Annotated in this window: 20 protein-coding genes and 1 riboswitch; of the genes, 16 read left to right on the forward strand and 4 right to left on the reverse strand. The window is 71.9% G+C overall.

Features of this window, described 5'->3' with window-relative positions:
* Positions 1-4: 4 nt before the first annotated feature.
* The 6 genes from metK to FCL41_RS07030 all read left to right on the forward strand — a co-directional run bounded on the left by metK (position 5) and on the right by FCL41_RS07030 (position 6,711).
* Positions 5-1,198 (forward strand): methionine adenosyltransferase, encoded by a 1,194-nt coding sequence (metK, locus tag FCL41_RS07005; protein WP_137066794.1) that lies wholly within the window; start codon positions 5-7, stop codon positions 1,196-1,198.
* A 69-nt stretch (positions 1,199-1,267) separates the two neighbouring features.
* Positions 1,268-3,328, forward strand: coding sequence for a primosomal protein N' (locus FCL41_RS07010; RefSeq protein ID WP_170970309.1), 2,061 nt, complete (start codon positions 1,268-1,270; stop codon positions 3,326-3,328).
* A gap of 77 nt (positions 3,329-3,405) precedes the next feature.
* Positions 3,406-3,951 (forward strand): peptide deformylase, encoded by a 546-nt coding sequence (gene def / locus FCL41_RS07015; protein ID WP_137066795.1) that lies wholly within the window; start codon positions 3,406-3,408, stop codon positions 3,949-3,951.
* The gene (fmt, locus tag FCL41_RS07020; RefSeq protein WP_137066796.1) at positions 3,951-4,883 is read left to right on the forward strand and encodes a methionyl-tRNA formyltransferase; all 933 of its coding nucleotides are present in this window, start codon (positions 3,951-3,953) and stop codon (positions 4,881-4,883) included. The genes def and fmt overlap by 1 nt, the downstream gene beginning before the upstream one ends.
* A gap of 33 nt (positions 4,884-4,916) precedes the next feature.
* Complete coding sequence (locus tag FCL41_RS07025) at positions 4,917-5,333, forward strand: MmcQ/YjbR family DNA-binding protein (protein WP_137066797.1); 417 nt, start codon at positions 4,917-4,919, stop codon at positions 5,331-5,333.
* On the forward strand, positions 5,326-6,711 hold the full coding sequence (locus tag FCL41_RS07030; RefSeq protein ID WP_137066798.1) for an RsmB/NOP family class I SAM-dependent RNA methyltransferase: 1,386 nt from the start codon (positions 5,326-5,328) through the stop codon (positions 6,709-6,711). The genes FCL41_RS07025 and FCL41_RS07030 overlap by 8 nt, the downstream gene beginning before the upstream one ends.
* Before the next feature lie 22 nt (positions 6,712-6,733).
* Here the strand turns inward: FCL41_RS07030 and FCL41_RS07035 are convergent, their stop codons facing one another.
* Positions 6,734-7,447: an AAA family ATPase gene (locus tag FCL41_RS07035; protein ID WP_137066799.1), complete on the reverse strand. Its 714-nt coding sequence runs from the start codon at positions 7,445-7,447 to the stop codon at positions 6,734-6,736.
* A 55-nt stretch (positions 7,448-7,502) separates the two neighbouring features.
* On the opposite strand from FCL41_RS07035, the gene ligD reads away from it, so the two are divergent.
* The 10 genes from ligD to FCL41_RS07085 all read left to right on the forward strand — a co-directional run bounded on the left by ligD (position 7,503) and on the right by FCL41_RS07085 (position 15,283).
* Complete coding sequence (ligD, locus tag FCL41_RS07040; RefSeq protein WP_137066800.1) at positions 7,503-8,483, forward strand: non-homologous end-joining DNA ligase; 981 nt, start codon at positions 7,503-7,505, stop codon at positions 8,481-8,483.
* 9 nt (positions 8,484-8,492) lie between these two features.
* The gene (gene rpe, locus FCL41_RS07045) at positions 8,493-9,161 is read left to right on the forward strand and encodes a ribulose-phosphate 3-epimerase (protein WP_137066801.1); all 669 of its coding nucleotides are present in this window, start codon (positions 8,493-8,495) and stop codon (positions 9,159-9,161) included.
* An 89-nt stretch (positions 9,162-9,250) separates the two neighbouring features.
* A riboswitch (FMN riboswitch) is annotated at positions 9,251-9,380 on the forward strand.
* Positions 9,381-9,462: 82 nt separating this feature from the next.
* On the forward strand, positions 9,463-10,572 hold the full coding sequence (ribD, locus tag FCL41_RS07050; protein WP_239021824.1) for a bifunctional diaminohydroxyphosphoribosylaminopyrimidine deaminase/5-amino-6-(5-phosphoribosylamino)uracil reductase RibD: 1,110 nt from the start codon (positions 9,463-9,465) through the stop codon (positions 10,570-10,572).
* A 1-nt stretch (position 10,573) separates the two neighbouring features.
* Complete coding sequence (locus FCL41_RS07055) at positions 10,574-11,221, forward strand: riboflavin synthase (RefSeq protein ID WP_137066802.1); 648 nt, start codon at positions 10,574-10,576, stop codon at positions 11,219-11,221.
* Positions 11,218-11,940, forward strand: coding sequence for a nicotinamide riboside transporter PnuC (gene pnuC, locus FCL41_RS07060; protein ID WP_137066803.1), 723 nt, complete (start codon positions 11,218-11,220; stop codon positions 11,938-11,940). The genes FCL41_RS07055 and pnuC overlap by 4 nt, the downstream gene beginning before the upstream one ends.
* Complete coding sequence (locus FCL41_RS07065) at positions 11,937-13,160, forward strand: bifunctional 3,4-dihydroxy-2-butanone-4-phosphate synthase/GTP cyclohydrolase II (protein WP_137066804.1); 1,224 nt, start codon at positions 11,937-11,939, stop codon at positions 13,158-13,160. Before pnuC ends, FCL41_RS07065 begins: the two co-directional genes overlap by 4 nt.
* Entirely contained in the window at positions 13,157-13,636 is a 480-nt protein-coding gene (gene ribH, locus FCL41_RS07070; protein ID WP_137066805.1) for a 6,7-dimethyl-8-ribityllumazine synthase, read from the forward strand. The genes FCL41_RS07065 and ribH overlap by 4 nt, the downstream gene beginning before the upstream one ends.
* A gap of 46 nt (positions 13,637-13,682) precedes the next feature.
* The gene (locus FCL41_RS07075; RefSeq protein WP_135832187.1) at positions 13,683-13,946 is read left to right on the forward strand and encodes a phosphoribosyl-ATP diphosphatase; all 264 of its coding nucleotides are present in this window, start codon (positions 13,683-13,685) and stop codon (positions 13,944-13,946) included.
* A 10-nt stretch (positions 13,947-13,956) separates the two neighbouring features.
* Complete coding sequence (gene hisG, locus FCL41_RS07080; protein ID WP_137066806.1) at positions 13,957-14,826, forward strand: ATP phosphoribosyltransferase; 870 nt, start codon at positions 13,957-13,959, stop codon at positions 14,824-14,826.
* 10 nt (positions 14,827-14,836) lie between these two features.
* On the forward strand, positions 14,837-15,283 hold the full coding sequence (locus tag FCL41_RS07085; protein WP_239021825.1) for a PH domain-containing protein: 447 nt from the start codon (positions 14,837-14,839) through the stop codon (positions 15,281-15,283).
* Positions 15,284-15,348: 65 nt separating this feature from the next.
* Here the strand turns inward: FCL41_RS07085 and FCL41_RS07090 are convergent, their stop codons facing one another.
* From FCL41_RS07090 to FCL41_RS07100, 3 genes are all read right to left on the reverse strand, one after another.
* On the reverse strand, positions 15,349-16,662 hold the full coding sequence (locus FCL41_RS07090; protein ID WP_137066808.1) for a DUF1501 domain-containing protein: 1,314 nt from the start codon (positions 16,660-16,662) through the stop codon (positions 15,349-15,351).
* A 5-nt stretch (positions 16,663-16,667) separates the two neighbouring features.
* The gene (locus FCL41_RS07095; protein WP_137066809.1) at positions 16,668-18,146 is read right to left on the reverse strand and encodes a DUF1800 domain-containing protein; all 1,479 of its coding nucleotides are present in this window, start codon (positions 18,144-18,146) and stop codon (positions 16,668-16,670) included.
* A gap of 75 nt (positions 18,147-18,221) precedes the next feature.
* On the reverse strand, positions 18,222-18,785 hold the full coding sequence (locus FCL41_RS07100) for a 4-amino-4-deoxy-L-arabinose transferase (protein WP_239021826.1): 564 nt from the start codon (positions 18,783-18,785) through the stop codon (positions 18,222-18,224).
* Positions 18,786-18,787 lie beyond the last annotated feature (2 nt).

Genomic DNA, 18,787 nt, shown 5'->3' on the forward strand with positions numbered 1-18,787 from the left:
AGCTGTGGCAGGACGCCTTTTCACCTCCGAGTCCGTGACCGAAGGTCATCCGGACAAGATCGCCGACCAGATCAGCGACACCATCCTCGACTACCTGCTCGAGCACGACCCGGCCAGCCGCGTGGCGGTCGAGACGTTGCTGACGACGGGTCTGGTCGTCGTCGCGGGCGAGGTGACGACGAAGGCGTACGCGCCCATCGCCCAGCTCGTGCGCGAGAAGATCCTCGAGATCGGCTACGACTCCTCCGAGAAGGGCTTCGACGGCAGCTCGTGCGGCGTCAGCGTCGCCATCGGGGCCCAGTCGCCCGACATCGCCCAGGGCGTCGACGACGCCTACGAGGACCGCGTCGAGACCTCCGAGGACGAGCTCGACAAGCAGGGTGCCGGCGACCAGGGCCTGATGTTCGGCTACGCCTGCGACGACACCCCCGAGCTCATGCCGCTGCCGATCACCATCGCGCAGCGCCTCTCGGAGCGGCTCTCGACGGTCCGTAAGGACGGCACGATGCCGAACCTGCGTCCCGACGGCAAGACCCAGGTCACCATCGAGTACGACGCGGAGAACCGTCCCGTGCGCGTCGACACCGTGGTCCTCTCCACGCAGCACTCCGAGGAGACCGACCTGGAGAAGCTCGAGGTCGAGATCAAGCAGCACGTGGTCGAGCCCGTGCTCGCCAGCTTCGACATCCCCAGCGAGGGCTACCGCCTGCTGGTCAACCCGACCGGTCGCTTCGTCGTCGGCGGCCCGATGGGTGACGCCGGCCTGACCGGTCGCAAGATCATCATCGACACCTACGGCGGCATGGCCCGCCACGGTGGTGGTGCCTTTTCGGGCAAGGACCCCTCGAAGGTCGACCGTTCCGCTGCGTACGCCATGCGCTGGGTCGCGAAGAACGTGGTCGCCGCCGGCCTCGCCCGTCGTTGCGAGGCGCAGGTCGCCTACGCCATCGGCAAGGCCGCCCCGGTGGGCATCTTCATCGAGACCTTCGGCACGGGCGTCGTCCCGGACGAGAAGATCCAGGAGGCGGTGCTGGAGGTCTTCGACCTGCGTCCCGCCGCGATCATCCGTGACCTCGACCTGCTCAAGCCCAAGTACGCGCAGACCGCGGCGTACGGGCACTTCGGTCGTGAGCTCCCCGGCTTCACCTGGGAGGTCACCGACCGTGCCGAGGCCCTGCGGGCCGCTGCCGGCGTGTGAGTCCGGCCCCTCCGGGGGCAGGACCCGTCGACGGCTCGGCTGTCGGCGCGGGCTGGTATCAATGCGCACATGAGTGAGACGCACGAGGCCGGGCAGCTGGACATGCTGCCCGGCCTTCGTGCGTCCGTGGCCGGGGGACGCGCGCGCCGCGGGGAGGCCGAGATGCGCCGCCGCAGCGAGGAGGCGCCGGCCGAGGTCGACCCGGTGGCCCGGGTGCTGGTCGACGTGCCGCTGGCCCACCTGGACCGCCCGTTCGACTACCTCGTGCCTGCCAGCATGGACGCCTCCGCCCGCCCCGGCGTACGGGTCAAGGTCCGCTTCGCCGGGCAGGACGTCGACGGCTTCGTCGTCGAGCGGGCCGCCGGCAGTGACCACGACGGACGACTGAGCCCTCTGCGCCGGGTCGTGAGCCCCGAGCAGGTGCTCACGCCTGAGGTCGAGCGACTCACCGCACTCGTGGCCGCTCGCTACGCGGGGGCCCGTGCCGACGTCCTGCGCCTCGCCGTGCCGCCGCGCCACGCGACGACGGAGAAGGCCGAGCGTGTGCCGCGAACCCCGCCACTGGACTCCACCTCGGTGGCTGCCGCGAGTGCCTGGGCCGGCCACGAGGCGGCCGGCCCGTTCCTGGAGCACCTGGCCGAGGGGGGCGCACCACGCGCGGTGTGGCAGTGCCTGCCGGGCGCCGACTGGGCCCTGCTCGTCGCCCAGGCCGTCGCCCGGGCCCGTGTCTCCGGCCGCGGCGCGCTGGTCTGCGTGCCCGACCACCGCGACGTCGCCCGACTGGGCGCGGCGCTCGACGACGTCGTCGGTCCCGAGCAGTACGCCGTCCTGACCGCCGACCAGGGGCCCGCGAAGCGGTACGCCGCCTTCCTCGCCGCCCTGCGGGGCGACGTGCAGGTGGTCATCGGCACGAGGTCGGCTGCCTTCGCCCCGGTCCGCGACCTGGGGCTGGTGGTGATGTGGGACGACGGTGACGACCTGCACTGCGAGCCCCGCGCTCCCTACCCGCACGCCCGGGAGGTGCTGCTGACCCGCGCGGAGGTGCAGGGGTGCGCCGTCCTGCTGGGCGGGGCCACCCGCACCGTGGAGGCCGAGTACCTCGTCCGCACCGGTTGGGCCCACCCGATCGCGCCGTCGCGCGCCGTCGTGCGCGAACAGGTCCGGGTCGACGTGGTCGCCAACGACGAGCGCAACCGGGGGGCGCGCGTGCCCGGTCCCGCCATGGGCATGGTGCGCCGCGCCCTTGACGAGGGGCCGGTGCTGGTCCAGACGCCGCGCTCGGGCTACGTACCCCACCTGGCCTGCGAGCGGTGCCGGACGCCGGCCCGGTGCGGCGCCTGCCGCGGACCTCTCCAGCTGACCGATCCGGCGTCCCCTCCCTCGTGCGGCTGGTGCGGTGTGGTCGACCACCAGTGGCGGTGCTCCACCTGCGGGGCGCAGGGCCTGCGGGCTCCGGTCCTTGGGCGCGACCGCACGGCCGAGGAGATGGGGCGCATGTTTCCCGGGCACACGGTGCGCAGCTCGGGTGGCGACCGGATCATCGCCGCGGTGGGGGAGGACGCCGACATCGTCGTCGCGACCCCCGGGGCCGAGCCGCCCGCCTCGCGGGGCTACGCCGCCGTGCTGCTCCTCGACACCTGGCTGGGCCTGGGGCGACCCGAGCTGCGCAGCGACGAGGAAGTCGTACGCCGCTGGTTCAACGCCGCGTCCCTGGTACGCCCCCACGGACGCGTCGTGGCGGTGGGAGACCCGGGGTCTGCGATGTTGCAGTCGCTCGTGCGCTGGGACCCGGCGGGGTTCGCCGCGCGCGAGCTCGAGGAGCGGGTCAGCGCCCACCTGCCACCCGCCGTCCGGATGGCGACGGTGACCGGGGAGGCCGACGCTGTCGAGGAGGCCCTCGCCCTGGTGACCCTGCCCGACGTCGCGGAGGTGCTCGGCCCCGTGCCGGTGGAACGGCGGGCCCAGGACCGCGCCGGCGCCCCCGAGGAGCCCGACGAGGTGCGGGTGGTGCTGCGGGTGCCCCGGCACCAGGGCAGCGTCCTCAGCGAGTCGCTGCTCGCCATGCAGCGGCTGCGCTCGGCCCGCAGGCTCGCCGCGGTGCGGGTCCAGGTCGACCCGCACGTGCTCTGAGGCAGCGGGCGGTCCCGGCTCGCGGTCGACGGCTCCGTAGACTGAGCGGTTGCACCGACCTGACGAGGAGCCCCCGCGTGGCAGTCCAGCCCATCCGCCTGTTCGGCGACCCGATCCTGCGCAAGCCAGCGCTCGAGGTCGTCACGTTCGACAAGGAGCTGCGCACCCTCGTGCAGGACCTCACCGACACGATGCTGGAGGCGTCGGGAGCCGGACTCGCTGCGCCGCAGCTCGGCGTGGGCATGCGGGTCTTCACCTGGAACATCGACGGTGAGCTCGGTCATCTCGTCAACCCGGTGCTCGACCTCTCCGACGAGGTCCAGGACGGCCCCGAGGGCTGCCTCTCGCTGCCCCACCTGACCTACGACTGCCAGCGCGCGCTGCGGGTCGTCGCCAAGGGCTTCACCATGCACGGCGAGCCCATCACGGTGGAGGGCTCCGACCTGCTCGCCCGCTGCATCCAGCACGAGACCGACCACCTCGACGGCGTCCTGTTCATCGACCGCCTCGACGCCGAGGCCCGCCGGGCCGCGATGCGCGAGATCCGGGAGTCGGAGTGGTTCGGGCTGGAGCAGCCCGTCGTCAAGGTCTCACCCCACGCCACGAACGGATTCGGATTCTGATGCGCATCGTCTTCGCCGGCACCCCCGAGGTCGCCGTTCCCTCCCTCAACGCCTTCGTCGAGTCCGATCACGAGGTCGTCGCGGTCGTCACCCGACCCGACGCTCCCTCGGGCCGCGGCCGCAAGCTGGTCGCCAGTCCCGTGGCGCAGCGCGCCGAGGAGCTCGGCATCCCGGTGCTGAAGCCCGAGCACCCGCGTGACGAGGAGTTCCAGGCGCAGCTCCGCGAGCTGGCCCCCGACGCCTGCCCGGTGGTCGCCTACGGCGCGCTCCTGCCGCAGTCAGCCCTCGACATCCCCACCCACGGCTGGATCAACCTGCACTTCTCGCTGCTGCCGGCCTGGCGCGGGGCCGCTCCCGTCCAGCACGCCGTGTGGGCCGGCGACGAGTACACCGGGGCAACCACGTTCCGCATCGTCAAGGCGCTGGACGCCGGTCCCACGTTCGGCGTGATGACCGAGCGGATCCGCCCCGACGACACCTCCGGCACCCTGCTCGGACGTCTCGCGGAGGCGGGCGCCCCCCTGCTGGTCCAGACCATCTCGGGCATCGAGTCCGGCGAGATCGAGGCCCGCGAGCAGCCCGAGGACGGGGTCACGATCGCCCCCAAGATCCTCGTCGAGCACGCCCGGGTCGACTGGACCGCCCCGGCGGTCGCCATCGACCGCCAGATCCGTGCCTGCACGCCTGCGCCGGGCGCCTGGAGCACGCACGAGGGCGAGCGGATCAAGATCGGTCCGGTCACCCTCACCGACCACGAGCCGCTCGAGCCGGGCGTCCTGGAGGTCACCAAGAAGGCTGTCCTGGTCGGCACCGGCACCGTCCCGGTGCAGCTCGGGGAGGTCAAGGCGTTCGGCAAGAAGCAGATGGCCGCCGCCGACTGGGCACGGGGCGTACGTCTCGAGTCCGGCGTGCGGTTCGGCGACGAGGGCTGACGCAGGCCGTCGGGGGTGCGTACGCTCGCAGGCATGAGTCGAGCCGCGCGCCCCGAGGACGTGGACGCCATCTGCGCGGCGCTGCCCGCCACCGAGTTCGGCACCACGTGGGGCGACGTCCCCACCTGGAAGGTGCCGGCTGGCGAGAAGGGGCGCGGCTTCGTGCTCTACCGCCACCCGCACTCCAGCGCGATCGACCCGGCGACGGGGGAGATGTACGACGACCTGCTCGTCATCGTGACCGCCGGACCGGGGGAGAAGGCCGCACTGGTGGACGAGGTGGCCACGCCCTTCTTCACGATCGACCACTTCCGACGCACCAACGCCGTCCTGGTGCAGCAGTCCAGGCTGGGCGAGCTCACGCTCGACGAGCTGCGCGAGATCATCACCGATGCCTGGGCCGCCCGGGCCCCCAAGAGACTGGTCAAGGAGTTCTTCGCCGATGGGTGATCACGACCGCCGCCGAGCGGGTCGAGGCCGTCAGAGCCGCCCCGGACCCGCGGGGAGCGCCCCGCCGTCGCGCCCGAAGGTCGACCCGGCGCGCCGCGCTGCGTGGGAGGTGCTCAAGGCGGTGCGCGTCGACGACGCCTACGCCAACCTCGTTCTGCCGCAGATGCTGGAGAAGTACGACCTCTCCGGACGCGACGCCGGCTTCGTCACCGAGCTGGCCTCCGGTGCTCTGCGCGGGCAGGGAACGTACGACGCGATCATCGACGCCTGCCTGACCAAGCCCAAGCTGGAGGGAAAGGTGCGTGACGTGCTCCGGCTCGGCGTCCACCAGCTGCTGGCCATGCGCGTCCCGGACCACGCCGCGATCGCGACCAGCGTCGAGCTCACGCGCGACCGCGTCGGCCAGGGGCCCACAGGTCTGGTCAACGCGGTGCTGCGCAAGGTGGCGTCCCAGGACCTCGACGCCTGGATCGATCAGGTGGCGCCCGGAGAGCCCGGCAGCGCGGCGCAGCTGGCGGTCGCCACGTCACACCCGGCGTGGGTGGTCGACGCGCTCGCCGAGGCACTGGAGGGTCACGGTCGCGACCGTGCCGAGCTGCCGGCGCTGCTGGAGGCCGACAACGCCGCGCCGCAGGTCACCCTCGTCGCCCGGCCCGGCCTCGTGGACGAGGACGAGATGCGCGCGGCAGGTGCGGAACCGACCGGTCGCTCGCCCTACGCCTGGACGTGGGGCGGCGGTGACCTGACCAGCCTCCCGGCCCTGGTGCAGGGCCGCGCCGGGGTGCAGGACGAGGGGTCCCAGCGGGTGGCGCTGGCCCTGGCGGACGCCTCGGTCGAGGGGCGCGACGAGAGGTGGCTGGACCTCTGCGCCGGCCCCGGCGGCAAGAGCGCCCTGCTGGCCGCGCTGGCTGCGCAGCGCGGTGCCAAGGTGCTGGCCAACGAGTCGCAGCACCACCGGGCGCAGCTGGTCCAGCGCGGGGTGCGCTCGGTGCGCGACGGCATCCTCGGAGTCGTCACCGGCGACGGGACCCGTCCGGCGTGGCGCCCTGACACCTTCGACCGCGCGTTGGTCGACGCTCCCTGCTCGGGTCTCGGTGCGCTGCGACGCCGTCCGGAGTCGCGATGGCGCCGTCAGCCCCGCGACGTCGAGGTGCTGGTCAGGCTCCAGCGAGCCCTGCTGGTCTCCGCGCTGGACGCCGTGCGGCCCGGCGGGGTCGTCGTCTACGCCACCTGCTCCCCGGTGGTCGCCGAGACCATCGGCGTGGTCTCAGCGGTGCTGCGGGCCCGCGACGACGCCCACCTGGAGTCGTCGTGGCAGCTGTGGCCCCACACCGACGGCTGCGACGCGATGTACGCCGCCACCCTGCGTCGTACCTGAGCCCTGTGGTCCCGCTCCTGCCTCAGTCGGCGAGGTGGCGCAGGTAGTTCTGCGGGGAGGCGAAGAACGTCTTCCAGTGCCGGACCAGGTCGAGGTCGTCCCAGCTGGCTTCGCGCAGGCCCCAGTCGCCGACCTCGAGCAGCGTCGCTCCGGGGAGCGCGGCGAGGATCGGGGAGTGGGTGGCGCAGAGCACCTGTCCTCCAGCGGCGACGACGTCGGTGAGCGTCACCATGAGTCCCATCGTCCCTTCGAAGGACAACGCCGCCTCCGGTTCGTCCAGGACGTAGAAACCGGGACCGGTGAGGTAGTGGCGCACCACGGCCAGGAACGACTCCCCGTGGCTGAGCTCGTGGAATCGCGGTCCGCCGAGCTGCTCGCTGAAGGTGTACCAGGAGTGCATGGTCTCCGCGCGGAGGAAGAAGCCCCAACGTCTGGTGCCGACGCCGCGCTGGGCGTGCACCAAGGACCCGAGAGGTGACTCGGTGGCCCGGGTCGAGTGCTGGCCGTGGATCGTGCCGCCTTCCGGGGAGAGCCCGTACGCGGCTGCGGCCGCCTCGACGAGGGTCGACTTGCCCGACCCGTTGTCGCCGACGAGGAACGTGACGCCCGGAGCCAGGGGTAGGCCCTTGGCCACGAACTGCGCCACCGCTGGCACCGTCAGCGGCCAGCGGTCCGGGGGGAGTGAGCCCGGCTCCGTGACGTCGAGACGCACCACGGAGGGCTGGTCGAGTCGCATGGCGCGAAGCCTAGGTGCTGGGCGCGGAGCCGTTCCATGTCCTAGCGTGACGGCCATGGCCGCCTCTCCCCACGTCGAGATCGAGGTCGAGGACCGCGTGGTCAAGGTGACCAACCCCGAGCGCGTCTACTTCCCGGAGATCGGGGCGACCAAGCTCGACCTCCTGGAGTACTACCTCAGCGTGGGTGACGGGATCGTCAACGCGTTGTGGGAGCGCCCCTGCATGCTGCACCGCTTCCCGAAGGGGTTGGCGGGGGAGAAGGTGCACCAGAAGCGCATCCCCCAGGGGACGCCCGGCTGGGTGGAGACCGTCGAGCTCTTCTTCCCGCGCTACGGGCGTACGGCGGACGAGCTGTGCGTGACCTCCTTGGCGGCCGTGGCGTGGGCGGTGCAGATGTCGACCGTGGAGTTCCATCCGTGGAACAGTCGCCGCGCCGACACCGAGAAGCCCGACGAGTGGCGCATCGACCTGGACCCCGGGCCCGAGTGCGACTGGGCGCGGGTGCAGCAGGTCGCGGGCGTCGTCCACGAGGTGCTCGACGAGCTGGGAGCGGTGGGGTTCCCCAAGACCAGCGGGGGCAGCGGGCTGCACGTCTACGTGCGCGTGCCTCCCGACCACGGTTTCGCCGACGTACGCCGGGCCGCGCACGCCTTCGCCCGTGAGGTGGAGCGCCGCGCGCCTGATCTCGTGACGACCGCGTGGTGGCGCAAGGACCGTGACCCCGCCCAGCTCTTCGTCGACTACAACCAGAACACTCGCGACCACACGATCGCCTCGGCCTACTCCGTGCGCGGGGTGCCCAACGCCCAGGTCAGCACGCCGGTCGCGTGGGAGGAGGTGGACGACTGCGAGCCGGCCGACTTCACCATCCGCACCGTGCCGCAGCGCTACGCCCGACTGGGCGACCTGCACGCCTCGATCGACGAGCACCCGTTCGACCTGGCGCCCCTGCTGGAGTGGGCCGAGCGGGACGAGGCAGAGGGCGCCTCCGAGGAGCCCGCACCGGGCGAGGTGGAGGGCGACGGCACCACCTAGACTCGCCGCGTGGGTATCCAGATCACGCCGTCCATCCTCAACGCCGACTTCTCCCGCCTGGGCGAGGAGGTCGCCCGGATCTCCAGTGCCGACATGGTGCACGTGGACGTCATGGACAACCACTTCGTGCCCAACCTGACCTTCGGGCCGTCGATGGTCGAGGCCCTGAGCCGGGCCACCGACCTCCCGCTCGACGCGCACCTGATGATTGAGGACGCCGACCGCAACGCCCCGGCGTACGCCGAGGCCGGCGCGAGCAGTGTCACCTTCCACGTCGAGGCCACGAAGGCGCCGATCAGGCTCGCCCGGGAGATCCGCTCCCAGGGCGCGCGGGCGTCGATGGCGCTGAAGCCGGCCACCCCGATCGAGCCCTACGAGGACCTGCTGCCCGAGCTCGACATGCTCCTGATCATGACCGTGGAGCCCGGGTTCGGCGGCCAGAAGTTCCTTGACCTGTGCCTCCCGAAGATCCGCCGCGCCCGCGCCCTGATGGAGAAGCACGGCGTGGAGACCTGGCTGCAGGTCGACGGCGGCGTCAGCCTTGAGACCATCGAGCGCTGCGCGGAGGCCGGCGCCGACGTCTTCGTCGCCGGTTCGGCCGTCTACTCGGCCGCCGACCCCGACGCGATGGTCCAACAGCTGAAGGCGACGGCCGAAGCCGTCAGCCCCCTCACCTGAGGCTGCGGCTCGCCGGGGAGTCTCGCCACCCGGGTCGTCCTTCGGTTGGTCGCCCCGCTGGGTTATCCTGAGCGGACGAGTTGACAAACTCGCGTGCTCTGGGGGCGGTGAAATTCCGCACCGGCGGTGAAAGTCCGCGACCCGGCCACCTCCAGTGGTCGGTTGAGCAGGTGAAATTCCTGCACCGACGGTTAAAGTCCGGATGAGAAGCGCACGCAGGTGAGTCGGTGCATCGCGTCGTCGTGCACCCGACCCATCCAGCCACCCTCCAGGTCCCGCGCGAGCGGACAGGAGAGTGGCCATGACGCACAGCACTGCGACGCGCACGACGGTGGAGCGTGCAGCGATGCAGCGCGCTCTCGCGTTGGCTGCGACGCCGGGCGTGCCCCTCGGTCCCAACCCCCGCGTCGGGTGCGTCCTGCTGAGCCCTGCCGGCGACGTCGTCGCTGAAGGCTTCCACCGCGGCGCCGGTGCCCCGCACGCCGAGGCCGACGCCCTGGCGCGCGCCGGGGCCCACGCCCGGGGGGCGACGGCCGTGGTCACCCTCGAGCCCTGCCACCACACCGGGCGTACCGGGCCCTGCTCCGAGGCCCTGCTCGCTGCGGGCGTGGCCCGCGTCGTCTTCGCCCAGTCCGACCCCAACCCGGTCGCCGCCGGAGGGGCCGAGGCACTGCGTACGGCGGGGGTCGACGTGGAGTCCGGCCTCCTGGCCGACGAGTCCGCTCGCCTCAACCGGGCGTGGACCTTCGGCCTCGTCCACCAGCGGCCCTTCGTCACCTGGAAGTTCGCGGCCACCCTCGACGGACGCAGCGCCGCCGCCGACGGCACGAGTCGCTGGGTCAGCAGCCGACCGTCCCGACTGGACACCCACCGCCTGCGCGGCGAGTGCGACACCGTGCTCGTCGGCACCAGCACCGTGGTCATCGACGACCCCCGGCTGACGGTGCGTGACGAGCACGACCTGCCGGTGGCCCACCAGCCCCTGCGCGCGGTGATGGGGCTGCGCGAACTGCCGGCTGGGCGCCGCGTCCTCGACGACAGCGCCGAGTCGCTCCACCTGGTCACCCGCGACCCCGCGGCAGCGTTGGCCGACCTCTTCTCGCTGGGGCGTCGACACGTCTTCCTCGAGGGCGGTCCGCGGCTGGCTGCGGCCTTCCTGCGCGCCCGCCTGGTCGACGAGGTCGTCACCTACGTCGCGCCGATGCTCCTGGGGGCCGGCCGCTCGGCCGTGGCCGACCTGGGCATCGACACCATCGCCGCCGCCATGCGTCTGGAGCCCACCGACGTCACGGTGCTGGGCAGCGGCGTCGAGACCAACGTACGCCTGACCATGACCCCGCGCCACGACACCGTCGTCGCCGCGCACCCGTCCGGCAGTGCCTCGCGCGCTGCCCTGCGAGAGGACCACTGAGATGTTCACCGGCATCGTCGAGGAGCTGGGCACCGTCCACGCCGTGGAGGACCAGTCCGACGCCATCCGCCTCACCGTCCGGGCCGAGACCGTGCTCGACGACGTCCACCTGGGCGACTCGATCGCGGTCAACGGCTGTTGCCTCACCGTCAGCGCCGTCGACACCACGCACGAGGGGGGAGCGGTGGACCTGTGGACCGCCGACCTCATGCAGGAGACGCTGGACCGGACCAGCCTGGCGGGCGTGAGTCCGGGCGACCGGGTCAACCTGGAGCGCGCCGTGACCGCCGACAAGCGGCTGGGCGGCCACATCGTCCAGGGGCACGTCGACGGCGTCGGTGAGGTCGTCCGGCGTACCCCCAGCGAGCACTGGGAGGTCGTCGAGATCACCCTCCCGCCGGAGCTCGCCCCCTTCCTGGTGGAGAAGGGCTCCATCACCGTCGACGGCGTGAGCCTGACCGTCGTCGACGTCACCGACACGACCTTCACCGTCAGCCTGATCCCCGAGACGCTCGCCCGCACCACGCTGGGATTCCGAGCGGTGGGCGACCGGGTCAACCTGGAGACCGACGTCATCGCCAAGCACGTCGCCAAGCTGGTCAGGGCCTACCTGCCCGCCGGCACGCAGCACGAGGAGAACAACGCATGAATGTCCTGGCCTGGCTCTTCGACGGCACCATCCCCGTCGGCAACAGCTTCCTCAGCGTGCCGGAGGTGCTGGGCAACGTCTTCGGGCTCACCAGCGCCATCCTCGGCATGAAGCGCTGGATGCTCGCCTGGCCGATCGGGCTGGTCGGCAACATCCTGCTCTTCTTCGTCTTCACCACCGGTTCGATCGCCCAGGTCGGTCAGGAGCCCCTGTGGGGCCAGGCCGGACGGCAGATCTTCTTCGCCGCGGTGAGCCTCTACGGCTGGTGGCGCTGGACCCAGGAGAAGCGCAGGGGTGCCGGCAGCGGCTCGGCTGCCATCACTCCGCGGTGGGCCACCTGGTCGGAACGCGCACAGCTGCTCGCGGTCGGTGTCGTGGCGTGGGTGGTGACGTGGGGCGTCTTCACCCAGATCGGTTCCTGGAACCCGCCCACCGAGGCGTGGATCGTGGCCGGCTCGATGCTCGCCACCTGGGGCATGGCGCGCGGGTGGGTGGAGTTCTGGCTGGTCTGGATCCTCGTCGACGTCGTCGGCGTGTGGAGCCTGGCCACCTCCGACTACCCCGCGCACGCCACGATCGGCATGTACCTCTTCTACGCCTTCTTCGTCCTGCTCGGCTTCTTCACCTGGTGGAAGGTCGCGCGCAACGAGGCCGACGGCACTGCCCCGCAGGACCTGGGCACCGGCGAGGCCGCCGAGACCGGACAGGTGACGGCATGAGCATTCGACTCGACTCCGTGGAGCAGGCCATCGCCGACATCGCCGCGGGCAAGGCCGTGGTGGTCGTCGACGACGAGGACCGGGAGAACGAGGGCGACATCATCTTCGCTGCCTCCAAGGCGACCACCGAGCTGATGGCCTTCACCATCCGCCACTCCAGTGGCGTGATCTGCGTGCCGATGCCGGCCGCCGAGCTCGCGGCCCTGGACATCGGCCTGATGACGCCGCACAACCAGGACCCGCTGAAGACCGCCTACACGGTCTCCGTGGACGCCCGCGACGGCGTCTCCACGGGCATCTCCGCGGCCGACCGAGCCCGCACCGCCCGCCTGCTGGCCGACCCGGAGACGCAGCCCTTCGAGCTCACCCGGCCCGGGCACGTGTTCCCGCTGCGCTACCGCGAGGGCGGCGTCCTGGTGCGTCGCGGCCACACCGAGGCGGCCGTCGACCTCGCCCGCCTCGCCGGGCTGGCGCCGGTCGGCGTGCTGGTCGAGGTCGTCAACGACGACGGCACCATGAAGCGGGCGGCGCAGCTGCGCGAGTTCGCCGACGAGCACGGCCTGTCGATGATCTCCATCGAGGAACTGGTGCGCTTCCGCCGACGCCACGAGATCAACGTGGAGCGGGCTGCCGTGACGGCACTGCCCACCCGGTTCGGCGAGTTCACTGCCTACGGCTACCGCAACCCGGTCGAGGACTCCGAGCACGTGGCCCTGGTGATGGGCGACGTCACCAGCGACGAGCCGGTGCTCGCGCGCGTGCACTCCGAGTGCCTCACCGGCGACGTGTTCGGCTCCCTGCGCTGCGACTGCGGTCCGCAGCTGGAGGAGGCGCTGGAGCGGATCGCTGCCGAGGGACGCGGGGTCGTCGTCTACCTCCGTGGTCACGAGGGGCGCGGCATCGGCCTGGTCGCCAAGCTCCAGGCGTACGCGCTGCAGGACCAGGGACGCGACACCGTCGACGCCAACCTCGACCTCGGGCTGCCCGCCGACGCGCGCAACTACGGCGCCGCGACCCAGGTGCTGCGCGACCTGGGCGTGCAGTCGGTGCGGCTGCTCACCAACAACCCGGTGAAGTCGCAGGACCTGGGTGACTTCGGGGTGCCGGTGGCCGAGACGGTCGCCCTGACCACCCGCCCCACCGAGCACAACGTGCACTACCTGCGCACCAAGCGCGACCGCATGGGTCACACGATCGACAACCTGGAGGAGCAGCAGTGAGTGGAGCAGGAGCACCCCGGAGCAGGCTGGTCGACTGCAGCGACCTGCGGGTCGCGGTCGTCGCCGCGAGCTGGCACACCGAGGTGATGGACGGTCTGCTGGCCGGTGCCCGTCGCGCCCTGCGGGCGTACGGGGCACAGGCCCAGGAACTGCGCGTGCCGGGCACCTTCGAGCTGCCGGTCGTCGCGCAGGCGCTGGCCGCCGAGGGCTACGACGCGGTCGTCGCGCTCGGCGTCGTGATCCGCGGCGGCACCCCGCACTTCGAGTACGTCTGCTCCGCGGCGACCGACGGCCTGACCCGGGTCGCGCTCGACCACCGCGTCGCGATCGGCTTCGGCGTGCTCACCTGCGACACCGACGCACAGGCCCTCGACCGCGCCGGGCTGCCCGGCTCGGGGGAGGACAAGGGGTGGGAGGCGACGTCGGCCGCGCTCGAGACCGCCCGCCTCCTGCGCGACATCCGCTCCGACAGGTGAGCGGACCGAGGTCGGGCCGCCAGCGGCGACCGCTTAGGCTGGGCACGTGAAGACGTTCGAAGGTCTGTGGGACGAGCTCAACGAGATCGCCCGGACCCGCCCCGAGGGATCCGGCACGGTGCGCGCACTGGACGCCGGCGTCCATACGATCGGCAAGAAGCTGGTCGAGGAGGCCGCGGAGTCCTGGATGGCCGCTCGCTTCGAGGGCAAGGACGCCGCAGCCGAGGAGATCAGCCAGCTGCTGTACCACGCCCAGGTGCTGATGATCGCCAGCGGCCTGACCCTTGACGACGTCTACGCACACCTCTGAGGACCACTCCATGACGCAGACCACCCACGGCACGCTCCTGCGCGTCGCCGTTCCCAACAAGGGCGCCCTGTCGGTGGCGGCCTCGGAGATCCTCAAGGAGTCCGGCTACCGCCAGCGGCGCGACTCCAAGGAGCTCGCGCTGACCGACGCCGAGAACGGCGTCGAGTTCTTCTACCTCCGCCCGCGTGACATCGCGCTGTACGTCGGCTCAGGCACCCTGGACATCGGCATCACCGGACGCGACCTCCTGCTCGACTCCGGCGCCAGCGCCAAGGAGATCCGCGACCTGGGCTTCGGCCAGTCCCGCTTCCACTTCGCAGGTCCGGCGGGGCGCTACTCGTCCCTCGACGACCTGGCCGGCAAGCGCATCGCCACCTCGTACACCGGCGTGGTGGAGGCCTTCCTCGCGGAGCGCGGGATCGAGGCCGAGGTGATCCGCCTGGACGGTGCGGTCGAGACCAGTATCCAGCTCGGCGTGGCCGACGTGATCGCCGATGTCGTCGAGACCGGCTCCACCCTGCGCGCCGCGGGCCTGGCCACCTTCGGCGAGGAGATCCTTCGCTCCTCCGCCGTGATGGTCACGCGTGACGGCGCCGAGTCGCACCCCGGCTTCGAGGTCTTCCGCCGTCGCGTCGAGGGCGTGCTGGTGGCCCGCAGCTACGTGATGATGGACTACGACATCCGCTCCGAGCAGGTGCAGGCCGCGGTGGCCCTCACGCCCGGCATCGAGAGCCCGACCGTCTCGCCGCTGCACCGCGAGGGGTGGGTGGCGGTGCGGGCGATGGTCCCGCGTGACGGCTCCCAGCGCCTCATGGACGAGCTCTACGACCTGGGTGCTCGCGGCATCCTGCTGACCGAGATCAATGCCTGCCGACTCTGAGGAGCACGACGTGACCGTGGCACTCCCGCACACCTGGCGCCCGCTGGGCGTGCGGCTGGCGGTCATCTTCTTCGGCGTCATGCTGGCCGTGGTCTTCCTGGCTGCCTGGTTCCTCTTCGACCAGGAGGTCCGCGACACCTACACGCCCTTCCAGCTCGGCACCCTGGCCGTCATGGTCCTGGGTGGCGCGGCCGTGGGCTACGGGGTCGCACGCGCCAGGATCGACGCCACGGAGCAGGGACTGGTCGTCGTCAACGGCTTCCGCCGCCACGAGGTCGCGTGGGAGCAGGCCCAGACGATCCGCCTGCCCTCCGGCGCCCCGTGGGCCCGCCTGCGTCTCGTCGACGGCACGGTCTACTCCGTGACTGCCCTGCAGGGATCCGACGGTGCCCGCGCCACGCGCGGCGTGGCCGAGGTCCAGGCCCTGATCGACCAGCACTGGCTCGACCAGGAGTGATCGACCGGCACTGATCGACCGGCACTGAGCTCGACCCGGGTTCGCCCACCGCTGGCGGGGGAGCGCTACTGGCCCACCATGGCGCCGACGCGACTGGGGGTGAAGCCCGGGAACACGCTCGCGGTGCTCGTCGCGAACCGTGCCCTGACCACCTCGGCGAGCACGCTGCGATAGTCGGTCGTCACGAGCAGGTCGCTGTCGGGTCCGGCGCTGAGCCCGGGCCAGCGGCCGTGGTAGCCACCGCGTACGCCCGCTCCGAGCAGCAGCATGACGGTGCCGTAGCCGTGGTCGAGGCCCCAGTTGGCGTTCTCCACCACCCGGCGGCCGAACTCGCTGAGGCAGACCACGGTGACCGTGTCGCCGAGCGGGCCCAGGTCGGTGAAGAAGGCCGCGAGCGCCCCGGCGACCTCGCCGGCGTTGCGCTTCATCGCGCCCCACTCGAGGTTGCCCACGTCGGTGTGCATGTCCCAGTCGCCGTGATCCACGGTGACGACCTCGGTGCCGACGCCGGAGCGTACGACGCGGGCGACCTGCGCCAGGGCGCGCCCGAGGTCGTTGCCGGGGTAGGTGGCGCCGTGAGACGGGGTGGTGCTGCTGGTGCGAGCCGGCTCGAAGGTGTCGACGGCCGTGAACGCCGCCTGCATGGCTGCCCCGAGCCCGTCCTTCTGACTGGCCCAGAGGGTGCGCAGCGAACGGGGACGCCCCTTGCGGGTGTCCCACTGGTCGGCGCCCGCGAGCTTCACGTTCTCGATGCTGCTGGCGCTGAGGAACGGCTGCGGGCCGTAGAGGGCTGCCGGGGGAGTGCCGCCGCCGAGCTGCAGCGCCTGGAGCGGAGAGGGGTTCCGGTCGGCGCCGATCAGGCGGTTGAGCCATCCGCTGCGCGTCGCCGACCCGGGGGCCGCTGCCTCGAGCTCCTCCATGGCGGAGAAGTGCGACCGGTTGCGAGCCGGGAGGCCAGCCGCGTGCACGGCCGCCATCCGTCCGCTGTCCCACATCCCCAGCAGAGGGGCGAGGGAGGGGTGCAGACCGAAGAAGTCGTCCTTGGCCAGCAGGCGCTCGGCGGGGACGGCGATCCGGGGACGAGCCCGGGCATAGACGGGGTCACCGTGCGGGACGACCAGGGAAAGTCCGTCGGCGGCACCACGCAGCGAGAGCACCACCATCACCGCGCGGGCGGGGGCCGGTGCCGCGTCCGCCCCCGGGGCACTGGCGACCTGCACGACGGTGGAGCCGAAGGTGGTGGCCACGCCGGTCGCCATCGCGCCACCGAGGAAGCCGCGACGCGAGAGCCCGACCTGGGCGAACTCCTCGCAGCAGGAGGGCCCTGAGGGTGGGAGGCGGGAGGCGCGAGGCTGGGAGGCAGAAGGCTGGGAGGTCATCGGGGTCACCGCCGGAAGAAGTCGGGAGAGTCGAGGACGCACGTCAGCAACCGGGGCATCTCCCACTTGACCAGTCCGTGGTCGTGGGTGATCCGGTCGGAAGGCCTGAGGCCGGTCGCCTCGCAGCAGGCCTGGAGGAGCCGCGCCGTGGAGGGACGGTGGAGCAGGCTGCGCGACAGGTGGTCGACGAGCTCGTCGAAGCGCATCCCGGACTTCGGCACCCAGGCGCGGGCGGTGCGGAAGGTGGCCCGCTCCTTGGGCCACCAGCCCCCCGACATCGAGTAGTGCATGCTGAGCGAGGCGATGACGCGCGAGGTGGACGACCACGAGGCGTTGTCGATCGGGGTGCCGTCGGGTCGCGGCCAGCCGAAGGGGGTCGCACCCACCGACTGGGTCTGCCACAGCACCGCGTTGGCGGCAGAGTTCGAGGTGGTGGGTCGGGCCACCTTCACACCGAGCGCGCGGTAGGTCGCCACGACGTCCTCGATGGGGTCGCGCACCTTCTTGCCCGCGGCCGCCTTGAACTGCTTGGAGGCGATGAGCGTCTGGAGCACGGGTGCGATCGCGGTGTTGTTCTTGAGGTAGACCTTCGCCAGCTTGTCGACCAGGGCGGGTGCCGGGGCGTCGCCGACGAACTTGGTGACGAGCTTGGTCGCGATCCGCCGTGCGGTGTCGGGGTGACGGGCCAGGTAGCGCAGGTAGAGGCGGGTGACCTCACGTCCGTCGGCCCTGGAGTTGGCGTGGCTGAAGCCCTTGACCTTCACCCGGCCGGTCGCGTGCATGTCGGGACGGTAGGACGGCTTCCACGTCTTCCACATGTCGACGTACCAGCCGGTGAGGATCCGGGCGGAGTCCTTCACGTCCGACTCGGTGAACCGTCCGCGGCCGACGGTGTGCAGCTCGAGGAGCTCACGTCCGAGGTTCTCGTTGGGCTTGGCCGCCGTCGACGTGGCGTTGTCCAGGTAGAGCAGCATCGCCGGGTGCGTGATGGCGCTGTAGAGGAGGTTGTCGAACCGGCCGAGCGCGTGCTTGCGGATGGTCTCTCCGTAGGAGACCCGGTGCACGAACCACTGCTCACCGTTGGTCGGCACGTAGAGGTGGTTCTCCCAGAACTGGGTCATGGTCTCGAGCACCTGCTGCTTCGACTGCCGCCGGCGGGTGATCACCCAGCGCTGGTAGTCGGCCATCACCTCCCAACCACCGCGTACGCCGTCGCTGCTGCGCTTCCACAACGACTCGGGGCTGCGCGCGAGGTCAGGCCACCACGCCTTGGTGGTGCGGTGGGTCGCGTCCGTGATCGCGGCGCCCTTCAGCTGCCAGGTGAACCACTTCGCCGCCCCACGGCGCTGGCGCACCTGGGTGGCGAGCGTGGGCGTCACGCCGTAGGAGAACCGGCTCACGAGGTGGCGCTGGGCCGGGGGCAGCACCTTGACCGCCGCGTACGTACGCGGCTTGTAGGAGGTGGCAGCAGCCGGTTCAGCCATGGCGACGACTGTAGGGAGCCGAGGGGGCGCTGTCAGAGGAACGCAGGATGAACTCAGTAGAAGCGCAGCGGGAGGTCAGAGCTCGGTCGTGATCCGCAGGTCGGCGCTCGCCCGGGTGCGCTCCCGCGAGAAGAGTTGCTCCTCCTGCGCGGCCCAGGAGTCCCAGTGCGGAGCGAAGTCGTCGCCGTCGCGTTCGAGGGCGCGTGCCCGCCGCAGGGGTGCCGACGCCTCGAGCCACACGCTCGCCGACCGGTAGGGCGCCGTCGCCCGCGACCCGGCGCCGACGCCCTCGACCACGAGGAGCGCGCTCGGGGGCACGGGCACCCGGTCGGCGAAGCGCCCGGCGTGCCAGTCGTAACGGCGGTACGACGCAGCCTGCCCCCGCGACAACGGTTCGAGCACGTCCCGCACCAGGGTCGCGGCGACGTCGGCCAGGCCCTGCCACCCGTCCAGGAGCAGGTCGAGGTGGAGCAGGTGGGCATCCGGCGCGGCGGCGACCACGGCGCGCGCCAGCGTGGTCTTGCCCGACCCGGCAGGGCCGTCGAGGCAGAGCAGCCGCCCGGGGCGGTCGGCGGTGCCCAGACGAGCGGGGCCTGCCGCGACCAGGTCGAGCACCCGCCGTACGTCGTCGGTGGGCACGG

It is taken from the genome of Nocardioides jishulii (genome assembly GCF_006007965.1).
GTDB classification, from domain to species: Bacteria; Actinomycetota; Actinomycetes; order Propionibacteriales; family Nocardioidaceae; genus Nocardioides; species Nocardioides jishulii.